The sequence below is a fragment of the Neobacillus soli NBRC 102451 genome (assembly GCF_001591665.1).
GTDB lineage: Bacteria > Bacillota > Bacilli > Bacillales > Cytobacillaceae > Neobacillus > Neobacillus soli.
Window position 1 is genome coordinate 1 of the sequence record NZ_BCVI01000061.1, and the last position, 14,973, is coordinate 14,973.

Below are 14,973 nucleotides of genomic sequence, written 5' to 3' on the forward strand. Positions count from 1 at the left end.
TGTTCGCAATTTTTGTTAATGGCGAATATGAGCCGTTTTTATAAAATCCTAGGTTTCACATTGGCGGGATTTGGAGAAAATCAATAGTAGTGAATTATTGCATCTACGACAAAATTTCAGTATAATCAAAGTCAAATATAGTCAAAGTCAGAGGATGGGGGTGGAAAGATGAGAAACATCTCCGATATTATTGAAAAATATTTAAAACAAGTATTGGAAATGAGTGAAAAGGATCTCGTTGAAATTAAACGAAGTGAAATGGCCGACAAATTCCAATGTGTTCCATCACAAATCAATTATGTAATTAATACGCGTTTTACAATTGAAAGAGGGTATATTGTAGAAAGTAAACGAGGCGGCGGTGGATATATCCGAATTATTAAGGTCCAATCGCATAATATGGCCCACTTAATTGACCAATTGTTGTCACTCATCCAAAACCAAATTAGTCAAACAAGTGCAGAGGATGTCATCGTCAGACTTGTACAAGAGGAGATTATTACAAAGCGGGAAGCAAAAATTATGTTAAGTGTTATTGATCGCTCCGTTCTTTATATTGATCTCCCATACCGTGATGAATTAAGAGCAAGAATGCTTAAAGCCATGATAACATCTTTAAAATACAAATAAATTTTTCTGCTTGAGAGGTGAAAGTATGATTTGCCAGGAATGTAATCAAAAGCCTGCAGCACTTCATTTTACAAAAATCATTAATGGTGAAAAAACAGAAGTGCATCTTTGTGAGAAATGTGCTCAGGAAAAGGGTGAAATGTTTATTTTTAACGGAGAATCGGGTTTTGCCTTTAATAATCTGTTAGCAGGCTTATTAAACATTGATCCTACTTTTCAAAAGCCGAGCCAAAGCCCATTTCACCAGGAGGAAATCCTCCAATGCGAGAACTGTTCAATGACATTTCCACAGTTTTTAAAGATAGGACGCTTTGGGTGTGCCCATTGTTATGAAACCTTTAAAGAACAGCTAAAACCAGTGTTAAGACGGCTTCATAGTGGAAATTGGACACATAATGGGAAAATACCGAAGAGAATTGGTGGCGGTATCCATCTTCGTAAACAAATTGAGGAATTGAAAAGCGAGCTAAGTGAGTCCATCACCCGTGAAGAGTTTGAAAAAGCGGCAGAGATTCGCGATGAAATACGTGCATTAGAGAATAAATTAGCGAATAGTCAAGAGGGAGGGGAATAATGTGTCGCTCGAGCGGTTTCTAAATCAAGCTGTAAGCTCCTGGATGAGCGAGGAAGGACCTGATTCAGATATTGTCCTCAGTTCCCGCATCCGATTGGCTCGAAACTTTGAATCCTATAAGTTTCCAACGCTTTTTTCACATGATGAAGCAAAAATGATTATTGCGAATATGGAAGAAGTAATAGCTAAATCTGATCTTCAAAGATTCGGGCAGATGGAATTGTTGAAAATCGAAGAAATGCAGCCGCTTCAGAAAAGAGTATTAGTGGAAAAGCATTTAATTAGCCCGCATTTAGCTGAAGATTCACCATATGGTGCGGTTCTATTAACAGAAAACGAAGAAGTTAGTATTATGATTAATGAAGAGGATCATATCCGGATTCAATGCTTGTTCCCGGGTTTACAATTATCTGAGGCATTGGATGCAGCGAATGAAATAGATGATTGGCTTGAAGATAAAATTCATTTCGCTTTTGATGAAAAACACGGCTATCTAACAAGCTGTCCAACCAACGTTGGAACAGGTCTCCGTGCTTCTGTCATGATGCACCTGCCAGGATTAATCTTAACACAGCAAATTAATCGAATTATTCCCGCCATTAACCAGTTAGGTCTTGTTGTAAGAGGGATTTATGGCGAAGGCAGTGAAGCGTTAGGGAATATTTTCCAAATTTCCAATCAAATCACACTTGGGAAATCAGAAGAAGATATTGGCCGTGATCTAAAGGGGGTTGTGAGCCAGCTAATTTCGCAAGAAAGGTCTGCGCGAGAAGCATTACGGAAAACTTCGAACATACAATTAGAAGACAGAGTGTTCCGCTCATTGGGCGTGTTATCTAATAGCCGAATTATTGAATCAAAAGAAGCAGCAAGGTGCTTATCTGATGTTCGGCTTGGAATAGATATGGGATATATCGAAAAAATCTCGAAAACGATTTTAAATGAATTAATGATCTTGACCCAGCCAGGTTTCTTGCAACAGTATGCTGGCGGTTCCTTAAGACCACACGAAAGGGATATAAGAAGGGCAGCGTTAATTAGAGAACGACTACAAATGGAGCAGCAAAAATAGGCGAGGAGGAAGAGAATATGATGTTTGGCCGTTTTACTGAAAGGGCGCAAAAGGTCCTAGCTTTAGCACAAGAGGAAGCGATCCGCCTTGGACATAATAACATTGGAACAGAGCATATTTTATTAGGGTTGGTTCGTGAGGGTGAAGGAATTGCCGCAAAGGCGCTGAATGGTCTTGGCTTAGGTTCTGATAAGATTCAGAAAGAAGTAGAAAATTTAATTGGCAAAGGGCAGGAAGCCTCTCAAACCATTCACTATACTCCAAGAGCCAAAAAAGTTATTGAACTGTCGATGGATGAGGCCCGTAAATTGGGACATTCCTATGTTGGCACAGAGCATATTCTCCTTGGTTTAATTCGTGAAGGAGAAGGGGTTGCTGCCCGAGTACTTAATAACCTTGGTGTAAGCCTTAATAAGGCACGTCAGCAGGTGCTGCAATTATTAGGCAGTAATGAATCAAGTGGACATCAAGGAGGGGCGTCAGCGAGTGCCAACACCCCGACACTCGATAGTCTTGCGAGAGATTTAACTTCCATTGCTCGGGAAGGCAGCCTTGACCCTGTCATTGGCCGCGGTAAAGAAATTCAGCGTGTCATCGAAGTGTTAAGCCGCCGGACCAAAAATAATCCGGTCTTAATCGGCGAGCCTGGTGTTGGAAAAACGGCAATAGCTGAAGGGCTTGCCCAGCAAATTGTCAACAATGAAGTACCTGAAATCCTCCGCGATAAAAGGGTGATGACCCTTGATATGGGTACTGTGGTAGCTGGGACCAAATATCGAGGCGAATTTGAAGATCGTTTGAAAAAAGTGATGGATGAAATTCGGCAGGCTGGAAATATTATTTTATTCATTGATGAGCTGCACACCTTAATTGGAGCTGGCGGTGCAGAAGGGGCTATTGATGCCTCCAATATCTTAAAACCATCACTGGCAAGAGGAGAACTCCAATGTATTGGGGCAACCACTCTTGATGAATATCGGAAATATATTGAAAAAGATGCTGCACTTGAAAGGCGCTTCCAACCGATTCGAGTCGAGGAACCAACGGCTGAGGAATCGGTACAAATTTTAGAAGGTTTGCGTGACCGCTATGAGGCCCATCACCGTGTTTCAATTACCGATGAAGCGATTAAGGCAGCTGTAAAACTATCTGACCGCTATATCTCTGACCGCTTCCTGCCTGATAAGGCGATTGACCTAATTGATGAAGCAGGCTCAAAGGTTCGACTGCGCTCCTTTACCACGCCGCCTAATTTAAAAGAATTAGAAGTTAAGCTTGAGGATGTTAGGAAAGAGAAGGATTCTGCCGTCCAAAGCCAGGAATTTGAAAAAGCAGCCTCATTAAGGGATACCGAACAGCGTCTTCGTGAACAGCTGGAAGAAACCAAGAAGACCTGGAAGGAAAAACAAGGAAAAGAAAACAATGAAGTAACGGTTGAGGACATCGCAAGTGTCGTTTCAAGCTGGACTGGAATCCCTGTATCCAGGCTTGCCCAAACAGAGATGGCGAAGTTACTTAATTTAGAGGATACCATCCATTCTCGAGTGATTGGTCAGGAAGAAGCAGTTAAAGCAGTTTCAAAGGCCGTCCGCCGGGCGAGAGCTGGATTAAAAGACCCAAAACGCCCAATAGGTTCCTTTGTTTTCCTCGGACCTACCGGTGTCGGAAAGACAGAATTAGCGCGTGCCTTAGCAGAAGCGATGTTTGGTGATGAGGATTCAATGATTCGGATTGATATGTCCGAGTATATGGAGAAGCACTCTACCTCCCGACTTGTTGGTTCACCTCCAGGATATGTCGGCTATGAGGAAGGCGGACAATTAACAGAAAAGGTTCGCAGAAAGCCATACTCTGTTATTTTGCTGGATGAAATTGAAAAAGCACACCCAGATGTATTTAATATCCTTTTGCAGGTGCTTGAAGATGGCCGCCTTACTGATTCAAAAGGAAGAACGGTCGATTTCCGCAATACTGTTTTAATTATGACGTCCAATGTAGGTGCTGAGGCATTAAAACGGAACAAGTATGTTGGATTTAATATTCAGGATGGCGAGCAGGACTATAAAGACATGAAGGGTAAAGTGATGGAAGAGCTGAAGAAGGCATTTCGCCCTGAATTCTTGAATCGAATTGATGAAATCATTGTTTTCCATTCGTTAGAGAGAAAGCATCTTAATGAAATTGTGACCCTATTGTCTGATCAGTTAGTCAAACGGTTAAAAGAGCAAAATATTTCCTTAGAGTTAACGGATGCAGCGAAGGGGAAAATTTCCCAGGAAGGTTATGATCCAGAATATGGTGCCAGACCATTACGACGCGCCATTCAAAAACATATAGAAGACCGACTATCAGAGGAACTGCTCAAAGGAACCTTGTTAAAAGGGCAGCATGTAATCATTGATGTTGATAACGGTGAATTTTTCGTAAAAATGGCAGAGAAAGTGGGCTTAGCAAAGTAGAATCATCAACAAATAATTTAGTTGCAAGACAAAACAAGCAGGGGTACACGTGAATAGAGTCGAATCGTGTACCTCTTTTTTTATTTTTAGGTTTGTAAGAGAGGTAGAAGTCAGATGGCAAAACGAAAAACAAAGTTTATTTGTCAGGAATGCGGGTATGAATCTGCAAAGTGGATGGGTAAATGCCCAGGCTGCGGGCAGTGGAATAAGATGGTTGAGGAAGTGGAGGTAACAGGTGTAACTAGAAGGGGAGCATTTGCCCATTCTCAAAATGATTCAGGGCTTTTATCAAAACCGATGCCAATCACTTCGATTGAAATGGAAAATGAACCAAGAATTCTAACTGAATTTAATGAATTGAACCGGGTGCTTGGCGGCGGTGTGGTAAAGGGTTCATTAGTGCTGATTGGCGGGGACCCTGGAATTGGTAAATCAACCCTTCTCCTGCAGGTATCTTCACAGCTTGCGAATAAAGGCAGTAAGGTGTTATACATATCCGGTGAGGAGTCGTTACGGCAAACAAAGCTCCGTGCCGAGCGATTAGGAGTATCATCCGGAAATCTTCTCGTTTACTCAGAGACGAACCTTGAGGAAATCAACCGAACCATTGATAGTACAAATCCTGATTTTGTTATCATTGATTCCATCCAAACGGTTTTCCACCCGGATGTTACTTCCGCACCAGGGAGCGTTTCACAGGTGCGTGAATGTACCTCAGAATTGATGAGAATAGGTAAAACAAAAGGAATTGCCATTTTTATTGTTGGGCATGTAACAAAGGAAGGTTCAATTGCGGGCCCAAGGCTGTTAGAGCATATGGTGGATACCGTTCTATATTTTGAAGGGGAAAGGCACCATACGTACCGGATTGTAAGGGCCGTAAAAAACCGCTTTGGGTCAACAAATGAAATGGGTATATTTGAAATGAAAGAGCTGGGTCTTGAAGAGGTAGAAAATCCATCGGAAATTTTCCTCGAAGAGCGCTCACGGGGGGCAGCTGGCTCAACAGTGGTAGCCTCAATGGAAGGGACCCGGCCGGTCCTTGTTGAAATTCAGGCGTTAATCTCACCGACAAGCTTTGGGAACCCAAGAAGAATGGCAACGGGCATCGATCATAACCGTGTACCGCTGTTAATGGCTGTATTGGAAAAGCGGGTCGGGATGTTACTGCAAAATCAGGATGCGTATTTAAAAGTCGCCGGCGGTGTAAAATTGGATGAACCAGCGATTGACTTAGCTGTTGCGGTGAGTATTGCTTCCAGTTTTAGAGATAAGCCGACAAGACCGACCGATTGCATTATCGGCGAAGTCGGGTTAACAGGTGAAGTAAGAAGGGTTTCAAGAATTGAACAGCGTGTCCAAGAAGCGGCAAAACTAGGTTTCGAGCGAGTAATTTTGCCTAAAAATAATTTAAGCGGCTGGAAAGGACCAACGGGAGTTCAACTAATTGGTGTTTCGTCTGTCAGTGAAGCACTAAAAGCAGCGCTGGGGGAGTAGCGGATGGAAAATAAAAAGCTTGGTGGGTATACTGTCAGTGAAATCTTGCAGTTTCTTGCCCCTGGTACACCTATTCGCGAGGGAATCGACAATGTCCTTCGTGCCAATACAGGAGGCCTGATTGTTGTTGGGTTTAATGATAAGGTAAAAAGTATTGTTGACGGCGGCTTTGAGATTAACTGCCCTTTTTCGCCAAGCTTTTTATATGAATTGGCAAAAATGGACGGTGCAATAATTTTAAATGAATTAGGAAACAAAATCCTGTTTGCAAATGCCCAGCTGGCGCCAAACGCCGATATTCCATCGACAGAAACAGGGATGCGCCACCGGACAGCTGAAAGGGCAGCTAAACAAACAAAAGCCCTTGTGATTGCCATTTCCCAAAGAAGAAATGTTATTACCTTGTATCAAGGAAATTTCCGCTATGCGTTAAAAGACATTGCGGTTATTTTGACGAAAGCCAATCAAGCGATTCAGACGCTTGAAAAGTATAAAGCTGTGTTAGAACAAAGTATTGTTAATTTAAGTATTTTAGAGTTTGAGGAGTCGGTTACATATAACGACTTTTTGTTAGTGCTCCATCGTTTTGAGATGGTTTTAAAGATAAAAAACGAATTGTTAACCTTTCTGCATGAACTAGGGACAGAGGGCCGGCTGATCCGCTTACAAATGAATGAAATCTTAACCGATCTAGAAGATGAGACGATGATGATTATTAAAGATTACGCCTTTGAACGTGACATTTTGGCTAAGGACGTCCTTGGAAGGATGCAGGCCATGGCTAATAACGGAACGATTGAGGATATGGTTTTATTAAAATTAATGGGCTACCATGGTTATGTTCATCTTGATGAAAGTAAAAGTCCACGCGGCTATCGTATTCTCAATAAAATTCCACGACTTCCATCGATAATCATTGAAAATCTAATCAGCAGTTTTGGTGAACTTTCTAAAATTATTTATGCCTCGGTTGAAGATCTGGACGATGTCGAGGGAATCGGGGAAGTCCGGGCAAAGAAGATCAAAGAAGGTTTTAAATTAATTAAAGAACGCCTTTACACCGATCGTCATCTATAAAAAGTATCGAAAAAGCAATTATTCCATGCTAGAATGATAAATTTCTATTTGTTTGACACTGATTTTTTCCAATGCTACCATATGGGAATAAGTTGGAAGATAACAAATACATTTCAAATTGTTTACAATTTAGAAAAATAATCAGCAAATCAAGGTTTCATTTTTGCGAATATGTTTATAATGAGTAGAGGAGGTGAAGGAATGTTAAAACGTATTGTTCAAGCTTGCTTCCTTATCATGGGTGGTACGCTTGGGATATTGTTATTACCGGAATTGTTCAAACTACTTCATATTAATGACATTCCAATCATTAATAACTCGTATGTCACTGCTATTTTAGGTGCTATTATTTTTTATCTTATTACCTTTTGGGCAGTAGATTATGTCTTTAATTTTATTAAATGGGCGGAAGATTCCTTAGTGAAAATCCCTGTAACAGATGTGCTCTTTGGCAGTGTCGGCTTAATTTTTGGCTTGATTGTGGCCTTTTTAATTGGCTTTGCCCTTAATGCTGTCCAGGTGCAATTTCTAAATGCTGTTGCCCCAATATTGCTGACCTTATTATTTGGTTATCTCGGTTTTCAGGTAGGCTTTAAGAAACGGGATGAGCTGTTAGGTCTGTTTGGTAACCGTGCAAACAAGAAAAAAACCGGTGACGAGGAGAACGATCAGGAAGTGAATCATCCTTTAAAAATATTAGATACAAGCGTCATTATTGATGGACGTGTGGCTGATATTTGTCAGACAGGATTTTTAGAGGGGACCATTGTTATTCCGCAGTTTGTCCTTGAGGAACTGCAGCATATTGCTGATTCTTCTGATGTTTTGAAACGAAATCGCGGTCGCAGGGGCTTGGATATTTTAAACCGAATTCAAAAGGAACTCGCCATAAAGGTAGAAATTTATGAGGGTGACTTTGAAGAGATTAGCGAAGTAGATTCAAAGCTGGTGAAACTGGCAAAGATTACAAACGGGATTCTTGTAACCAATGACTTTAATCTGAATAAAGTCTGTGAATTGCAGAATGTCTCCGTGTTAAACATTAATGATTTAGCGAATGCCGTCAAGCCAGTTGTCCTTCCGGGTGAGGAATTGACAGTTCAAGTGATCAAGGATGGAAAAGAGTATCACCAGGGTGTGGCTTATTTAGATGATGGAACAATGATTGTCGTTGAAGAAGGAAGAGAATATATCGGCAAAAGGATTCAGGTTCTTGTGACAAGTGTTCTTCAGACTTCTGCCGGTCGAATGATTTTTGCAAAACCGAAATTATTAGAAAAGGCACTTTAGAACAAAATGACTCGAGCCCCTAGGAGCTGGAGCTAGAATAGATAGAGTGGGGTAATACTATGACTTACCAAGTCATTCTCCCGGCAGCTGGCCAGGGAAAAAGAATGGGAGCGGGGAAAAATAAGCTTTTACTAGAGCTTAATGGAGTGCCTGTGCTAATCCATACATTAAGGGTATTTGCCGGTGATAAAGCCTGCAGCGGCATAATCTTGGCGATTCACCCTCAGGATGAAATGGAATTTATAGCACTGCTAAAGAGGTACAACATTACGAAGGTAATCAGCTTAGTACCAGGCGGAAAAGAACGTCAGGATAGCATCTATCAGGCACTTAAAACAGTGAAAACCGATGGAGTTATTCTTGTTCATGATGCAGCACGTCCTTTTATCCGTAAAGAGCATATCCACCGGTTAGCGGAAACAGCGGTGAAAACAGGGGCGGCCATTATTGGCGTGCCGGCAAAGGATACTATGAAAAAGGTACAAGATAGTGTGGTAATGGAAACTGTCGAACGTTCAAGCTTGTGGGCTGTTCAAACCCCACAAGCTTTTCGTATTTCAATCCTTAGGGAAGCTTATGAAAAAGCAGAGCGGGATAAATTTCTTGGAACAGATGATTCCAGCTTAGTGGAGCGCCTCGATCATCCTGTGACAATCGTAGAAGGTGATTATGATAATATTAAATTAACAACACCGGAGGATTTATATTTCGCAGAGGCGATAATGAAAAAGAGAGAAAAGGGGTTTTACTGATGTTTCGAATTGGTCAGGGCTTTGATGTTCATCAATTAGCAGAAGGGCGTCCGCTGATTATAGGCGGAATCACCATTCCTTACGAATTGGGTTTATTAGGTCATTCGGATGCAGATGTGTTATTACATACGGTTTCAGACGCATGTCTTGGTGCAATTGGGGAAGGTGATATTGGCAGGCATTTTCCCGATACCGATCCGAATTTTAAGGATGCGGACTCCGCGAAACTAATGGAGCATGTTTGGCAATTGGTTAAAGATAAGGGGTACGAACTTGTCAATGCCGATTGTACAATTATTGCCCAAAAGCCGAAAATGGCACCTTATATTGAGCAAATGCGTGTTCGGATTGCTGAATTGCTAGAGGCAGCGCCTGAACAAATCAATGTAAAGGCGACAACGACGGAAAAGCTTGGCTTTACCGGAAGAGGAGAGGGCATTGCCTCTCAAGTAGTAGTTTTATTGAAAAAGAAATGATACAATAATCAGTTGAAAACATACTAATTATTCATGGAGGCATTATAATTATGTCAAACAATGTTCGTGTAAGATATGCGCCAAGTCCAACGGGACATTTACATATCGGAAACGCCCGCACAGCGTTATTCAATTATTTGTTTGCACGCAATCACGGTGGCAAATTCATTATTCGGATAGAAGATACCGATAAAAAGCGGAATATTGAAGGCGGAGAAGAAAGCCAGTTAAAATATTTAAAATGGCTCGGCATCGATTGGGACGAGGGTGTCGATGTCGGCGGCGAATACGGCCCCTATCGTCAATCCGAACGAAATGAAATTTATGAAACCTATTATAATCAATTATTAAAGAATGGTCATGCCTATAAATGCTATTGTACAGAGGAAGAGATAGCAGCAGAGCGGGAAGCGCAATCTGAACGGGGTGAGACTCCTCATTATTCCGGCAAATGCCGACATTTAACTGAGGAAGAGCGCGGGCAGCTAGAAAGTGAAGGTCGGGAGCCAAGCATCCGTATCATCGTACCGGAAGGGAAAACCTATACATTTGATGATATGGTAAAAAGCAGCGTTTCCTTCGAATCCGAGGGGATGGGCGATTGGGTAATCATTAAAAAGGACGGCACCCCAACCTATAATTTTGCCGTAGCGATTGATGATCATTTAATGAAGATCTCCCATGTGCTCCGCGGGGATGACCATATTTCTAATACGCCTAAGCAATTGATGGTCTATGAAGCCTTGGACTGGGAACCGCCCATTTTTGGCCATATGACATTGATCGTCAATGAAAGCCGCAAAAAGTTAAGTAAGCGTGATGAGTCGATTATCCAATTCATTGAACAATATGAAGAATTGGGTTATCTCCCAGAAGCGTTGTTTAACTTTATTACCTTGCTTGGCTGGTCGCCGGGCGGTGAAGAGGAAATTCACTCTAAGCAGGAGTTTATTGACCTATTTGATGCGGACCGCCTCTCAAAATCACCGGCGTTATTTGATAAACAAAAGCTTATGTGGATGAACAACCAATACATGAAAATGATTGAGATTGACCGTCTGGTTGGGATTTCTTTACCGCACTTAATAAAGGCAGGACGTATAACGGAAAGTATGACCGATGAACAGCACCAATGGGTAAAGGGCTTAGTATCTCTTTTACAGGAAAAAATGAGCTTTGGGGCGGAAATTGTTGACCTTTCAGATATGTTCTTTAAAGACGAGGCAGATTATGAAGAAGATACAAAGGAAATTTTAGCAGGTGAAACGGTTCCGGAAGTGTTAAAGGCATTTTCACAAGAGCTTGACCAACTCGAAATCTTCCGTGCCGATGGAATAAAGGCAGCGATGAAAGCTGTGCAGAAGTCGACCGGACAAAAAGGGAAAAACCTATTTATGCCGATTCGTGCAGCGGTAACAGGTCAAACACATGGTCCAGATCTTCCTCAGACAATTGAACTTTTAGGAAAAGAAAAGGTTCAAAAGAGAATTAATAAAATTATTAGTTAACATTAATGGTGAAATGTAATATAGTAAGAGAAAGTAAGAAAAGCGGAAGCGACCTTTTAGCGAAGTACACTAGCCGCTGGACGCTGGAGCTGGACAGTATCTAAGTTCAAAGTTTATAAATTCTTATATCGCTAAAGCGTAGAAGAGGAAAAGTAAAAAAGGATGCTTAAAAGAGAAAACCATCATCGGCTGAAAGTGGTTTAGGCCTCTCCTGATTTGAAATGCACCTCTGAGCCCTATTCCGAAAAGAGTCAACTTCAAGTAGGTATGGGCGGAACCTATCCGTTAACAGGTAGAGTGAGACCAGTGTTTAGCTTCAGTTTTTTGGAGTTTTTGGTCTAATCAGAGTGGAACCACGCACAAGCGTCTCTGTCGATTTGACAGAGGCGTTTTTATTTTTTCGGAAAAAGGGGGAAAATGGTAATGTTCAAGAAGTTGAGGGAGGACGTTGAGGTTGTTTTTGAACAAGATCCAGCAGCTAGAAGTCATTTGGAAGTAATTTTGACGTATTCAGGCTTGCATGCCATTTGGTCACATCGACTCGCGCATGCACTCTTTAATCGGAAATACTTTTTCCTTGCCAGGGTTATTTCGCAAGTAAGCCGATTTTTTACCGGAATTGAAATCCATCCTGGGGCAAAAATAGGCAGAAGATTTTTTATTGACCATGGTATGGGCGTTGTTATAGGGGAAACGTGTGAAATTGGGGATAATGTAACTATATATCAAGGGGTAACACTTGGGGGAACGGGTAAAGAAAAAGGAAAGCGGCATCCGACGATAAAGGATAATGTTCTGATTGCCACGGGTGCAAAGGTGCTTGGTTCAATAACTGTTGGAGAAAACTCCAAAGTTGGAGGCGGCTCGGTTGTTTTGAAAGAAGTACCCCCTAACTCAACGGTAGTTGGGATACCAGGGAGAGTCGTCATCCAGGATGGAAGAAGAATTACAAGGGACTTGAACCACTGTGACATGCCAGACCCTGTAGCCGACCGCTTTAAAGAAATGCAAAATGATCTGGATAAGTTAATGCATGAACTTGAAGAATTAAAAGGAGAAAGGATACAAGTCAATGACCATTCAACTTTATAATACACTTACGCGCAAAAAGGAAGCCTTCGTCCCGCTTGAAGAAGGAAAAGTAAAAATGTATGTTTGCGGTCCGACGGTCTATAATTATATTCATATTGGAAATGCCAGACCAGCCATTGTCTTTGATACGGTCAGGCGCTATCTTCAATATCGGGGCTATGAGGTGCAGTACGTCTCCAATTTTACCGATGTTGATGACAAGTTGATACGGGCGGCCAATCAGTTAGGCGAAGAAGTTCCGGCGATTGCCGACCGGTTTATCAATGCCTATTTTGAGGATGTTTCCGCATTAGGCTGCCAAAAAGCTGATGTTCATCCACGTGTCATGGAAAATATGGATATTATTATTGATTTTATTAATCAATTAGTCGAAAAAGGCTACGCCTATGAATCTGCTGGTGATGTTTATTTCCGGACAAGAAAATTTGATGGGTACGGGAAGCTTTCCCACCAATCCATTGATGACCTGCAAATCGGGGCAAGGATTGAAGTCGGTGCTAAGAAACAAGATGACCTAGATTTTGCCCTATGGAAAGCGGCAAAGGAAGGGGAAATCTACTGGGAGAGCCCGTGGGGACTTGGCAGACCAGGCTGGCATATTGAATGCTCAGCGATGGCGAAAAAGTATCTGGGCGACACGATTGATATTCATGCCGGGGGTCAAGATTTAACGTTCCCGCATCATGAAAATGAAATTGCCCAATCGGAGGCACTATCCGGAAAACTATTTTCCCGCTACTGGATGCATAATGGTTACATTAATATTGATAATGAAAAAATGTCAAAATCACTTGGAAACTTTGTCCTTGTCCATGACATTATCAAAAAACATAATCCGCAAGTATTACGATTTTTTATGTTATCGGTTCATTACCGTAATCCTATTAATTACAATGAAGAATTATTGGAAAGCACAAAGGCCGCTTTTGAACGCTTAACAACCTCTTATCAAAATTTAAAACATCGGAAAGAAGCGAGCGTGGGTTTAACCAATAATAATCAGGAGTGGCTCGATAAAATATCTGCCTTACAGAATCAGTTTATCGAGGCGATGGATGATGATTTTAACACGGCTAAAGCAATTTCCGTTTTATTTGACCTTTCCAAGCTGGCTAATTATTATCTTTTAGAAAAAAATACAGCTGTAGAAGTTATTGATGCCTTCACCAAAGAATTTGAAGAATTATTCCATGTCTTAGGGCTGACACTTGGTAAAGAGGAAATGCTTGACGAAGAAATTGATGCGCTGATTGAGAAGCGGATCCAGGCACGGAAAGACCGTAATTTTCAATTATCTGATCAAATTAGGGATCAGCTAAAGGAAATGAATATTATCTTAGAAGACACACCGCAGGGTACCAGGTGGAAAAGAGGCTAATTTATGCTTAATTATCAACAGACAATCGATGCCCGGCAATTGAATAGCCTCGCTCTTGCCTATATGGGGGATGCCGTCTATGAAACCTATGTAAGACGGCACCTTTTGTATAGCGGAAAAGTAAGGCCGAACCAATTACATCGTACGGGAACAAAATACGTATCGGCAAAAGCACAATGCCGGATTCTTTTTCAACTGATGGATGATAACCTACTTGATGACGCAGAAATGGCAGTAGTCATGCGCGGCAGAAATGCAAAGTCTGGCACTGTTCCAAAAAATACAGATGTACAAACTTATCATTACAGTACAGCGTTTGAAGCATTGATGGGTCATTTATATTTAACAGGTAATATTGAACGATTAGAAGAGCTTATTCAAATAGCGTTTTCATATGTGGATGAAAGAAAGGAGGAAAGCTAAATGGACCAGGAATACATTGTTGGTAAAAATCCCGTTATTGAGGCACTTAAATCGGAACGGGATATTAATAAAATTCTGATTGCGGAAGGGTCGCAGCGCGGCCAGATGCAGCAAATTACCCAGTTGGCAAAAGAAGCAAATGTGATTGTTCAGTTTGTCCCAAAGAAAAAAATTGACCAAATTGCTGATGAAAATCATCAAGGGGTCTTGGCCTACATTGCTGCCTATCAATATGCGGAAATCGATGATTTGTTTGCAGCAGCAGCAAAGAAAAACGAACCACCTTTCTTTTTATTATTGGATGAAATTGAGGACCCGCATAACCTTGGCTCGATAATGAGGACAGCAGATTCAGTAGGGGCACATGGGATTATTATTCCCAAGCGCAGGGCTGTGGGTCTAACAGCGACAGTCGCTAAAGCCTCGACGGGCGCGATTGAATATATTCCAGTTGCTCGTGTAACAAACATGGCACGGACTATTGATGAACTAAAAGAACGGGGCGTGTGGATTGCCGGAACGGATGCAAAAGGAAAGCAGGATTACCGTCAAATAGATGGCACACTTCCGCTTGGCTTAGTAATCGGCAGTGAAGGAAAAGGAATGGGGCGGCTAATCGGGGAAAAATGCGACTTCCTTATCCATTTGCCGATGGCAGGAAAGGTGACATCTTTAAATGCTTCCGTTGCTGCGGCCTTGCTTATGTATGAGGTCTATCGAAAGCGGCATCCTCTTCGGGGGTAGC

The 14,973-nt window shown here is 41.7% G+C and carries 14 protein-coding genes and 1 other annotated feature; all 14 genes read left to right on the top strand.

Annotation, left to right across the window (positions count from 1 at the left end; translation table 11 throughout):
* Positions 1–168 precede the first annotated feature (168 nt).
* Positions 169–630, top strand: a complete 462-nt coding sequence (locus BSO02S_RS20900) for a CtsR family transcriptional regulator (RefSeq protein ID WP_066072216.1) — start codon at positions 169–171, stop codon at positions 628–630.
* Between the two features lie 25 nt (positions 631–655).
* Positions 656–1,204 (top strand): protein-arginine kinase activator protein McsA, encoded by a 549-nt coding sequence (gene mcsA, locus BSO02S_RS20905; protein ID WP_066072219.1) that lies wholly within the window; start codon positions 656–658, stop codon positions 1,202–1,204.
* Between the two features lies 1 nt (position 1,205).
* Positions 1,206–2,276: a protein-arginine kinase McsB gene (mcsB, locus tag BSO02S_RS20910; protein WP_066072222.1), complete on the top strand. Its 1,071-nt coding sequence runs from the start codon at positions 1,206–1,208 to the stop codon at positions 2,274–2,276.
* Positions 2,277–2,293: 17 nt separating this feature from the next.
* A complete protein-coding gene (clpC, locus tag BSO02S_RS20915; protein WP_066072225.1) occupies positions 2,294–4,735 on the top strand; it encodes an ATP-dependent protease ATP-binding subunit ClpC in 2,442 nt (813 codons plus the stop codon).
* Positions 4,736–4,849: 114 nt separating this feature from the next.
* Positions 4,850–6,232 carry a DNA repair protein RadA gene (radA, locus tag BSO02S_RS20920; protein WP_066072228.1) on the top strand — a complete coding sequence of 461 codons (1,383 nt, stop codon included), beginning with the start codon at positions 4,850–4,852 and terminating at the stop codon, positions 6,230–6,232.
* 3 nt (positions 6,233–6,235) lie between these two features.
* On the top strand, positions 6,236–7,309 hold the full coding sequence (gene disA / locus BSO02S_RS20925; RefSeq protein ID WP_066072231.1) for a DNA integrity scanning diadenylate cyclase DisA: 1,074 nt from the start codon (positions 6,236–6,238) through the stop codon (positions 7,307–7,309).
* Positions 7,310–7,510: 201 nt separating this feature from the next.
* Positions 7,511–8,599, top strand: a complete 1,089-nt coding sequence (locus tag BSO02S_RS20930; RefSeq protein WP_066072234.1) for a PIN/TRAM domain-containing protein — start codon at positions 7,511–7,513, stop codon at positions 8,597–8,599.
* A 59-nt stretch (positions 8,600–8,658) separates the two neighbouring features.
* A complete protein-coding gene (ispD, locus tag BSO02S_RS20935; protein WP_066072237.1) occupies positions 8,659–9,351 on the top strand; it encodes a 2-C-methyl-D-erythritol 4-phosphate cytidylyltransferase in 693 nt (230 codons plus the stop codon).
* Positions 9,351–9,827, top strand: coding sequence for a 2-C-methyl-D-erythritol 2,4-cyclodiphosphate synthase (gene ispF / locus BSO02S_RS20940; protein WP_066072239.1), 477 nt, complete (start codon positions 9,351–9,353; stop codon positions 9,825–9,827). The genes ispD and ispF overlap by 1 nt, the downstream gene beginning before the upstream one ends.
* 50 nt (positions 9,828–9,877) lie before the next feature.
* Positions 9,878–11,335, top strand: a complete 1,458-nt coding sequence (gene gltX / locus BSO02S_RS20945; RefSeq protein WP_066072242.1) for a glutamate--tRNA ligase — start codon at positions 9,878–9,880, stop codon at positions 11,333–11,335.
* A gap of 130 nt (positions 11,336–11,465) precedes the next feature.
* Positions 11,466–11,709: a binding site (T-box leader), on the top strand.
* A gap of 49 nt (positions 11,710–11,758) precedes the next feature.
* Complete coding sequence (gene cysE / locus BSO02S_RS20950) at positions 11,759–12,427, top strand: serine O-acetyltransferase (protein ID WP_066072245.1); 669 nt, start codon at positions 11,759–11,761, stop codon at positions 12,425–12,427.
* Positions 12,408–13,805: a cysteine--tRNA ligase gene (gene cysS, locus BSO02S_RS20955; protein ID WP_066072248.1), complete on the top strand. Its 1,398-nt coding sequence runs from the start codon at positions 12,408–12,410 to the stop codon at positions 13,803–13,805. The genes cysE and cysS overlap by 20 nt, the downstream gene beginning before the upstream one ends.
* Before the next feature lie 3 nt (positions 13,806–13,808).
* On the top strand, positions 13,809–14,228 hold the full coding sequence (locus BSO02S_RS20960) for a Mini-ribonuclease 3 (protein ID WP_066072250.1): 420 nt from the start codon (positions 13,809–13,811) through the stop codon (positions 14,226–14,228).
* The gene (gene rlmB, locus BSO02S_RS20965; RefSeq protein ID WP_066072253.1) at positions 14,229–14,972 is read left to right on the top strand and encodes a 23S rRNA (guanosine(2251)-2'-O)-methyltransferase RlmB; all 744 of its coding nucleotides are present in this window, start codon (positions 14,229–14,231) and stop codon (positions 14,970–14,972) included.
* Position 14,973 lies beyond the last annotated feature (1 nt).

Coding starts and splice junctions, on each gene's coding strand:
- ispF (WP_066072239.1), top strand. CDS start 9,351: ATGTTTCGAATTGGTCAGGGCTTTGATGTTCATCAATTAGCAGAAGGG.
- cysS (WP_066072248.1), top strand. CDS start 12,408: ATGACCATTCAACTTTATAATACACTTACGCGCAAAAAGGAAGCCTTC.
- BSO02S_RS20930 (WP_066072234.1), top strand. CDS start 7,511: ATGTTAAAACGTATTGTTCAAGCTTGCTTCCTTATCATGGGTGGTACG.
- cysE (WP_066072245.1), top strand. CDS start 11,759: ATGTTCAAGAAGTTGAGGGAGGACGTTGAGGTTGTTTTTGAACAAGAT.
- radA (WP_066072228.1), top strand. CDS start 4,850: ATGGCAAAACGAAAAACAAAGTTTATTTGTCAGGAATGCGGGTATGAA.
- BSO02S_RS20960 (WP_066072250.1), top strand. CDS start 13,809: ATGCTTAATTATCAACAGACAATCGATGCCCGGCAATTGAATAGCCTC.
- mcsA (WP_066072219.1), top strand. CDS start 656: ATGATTTGCCAGGAATGTAATCAAAAGCCTGCAGCACTTCATTTTACA.
- rlmB (WP_066072253.1), top strand. CDS start 14,229: ATGGACCAGGAATACATTGTTGGTAAAAATCCCGTTATTGAGGCACTT.
- disA (WP_066072231.1), top strand. CDS start 6,236: ATGGAAAATAAAAAGCTTGGTGGGTATACTGTCAGTGAAATCTTGCAG.
- BSO02S_RS20900 (WP_066072216.1), top strand. CDS start 169: ATGAGAAACATCTCCGATATTATTGAAAAATATTTAAAACAAGTATTG.
- clpC (WP_066072225.1), top strand. CDS start 2,294: ATGATGTTTGGCCGTTTTACTGAAAGGGCGCAAAAGGTCCTAGCTTTA.
- gltX (WP_066072242.1), top strand. CDS start 9,878: ATGTCAAACAATGTTCGTGTAAGATATGCGCCAAGTCCAACGGGACAT.
- ispD (WP_066072237.1), top strand. CDS start 8,659: ATGACTTACCAAGTCATTCTCCCGGCAGCTGGCCAGGGAAAAAGAATG.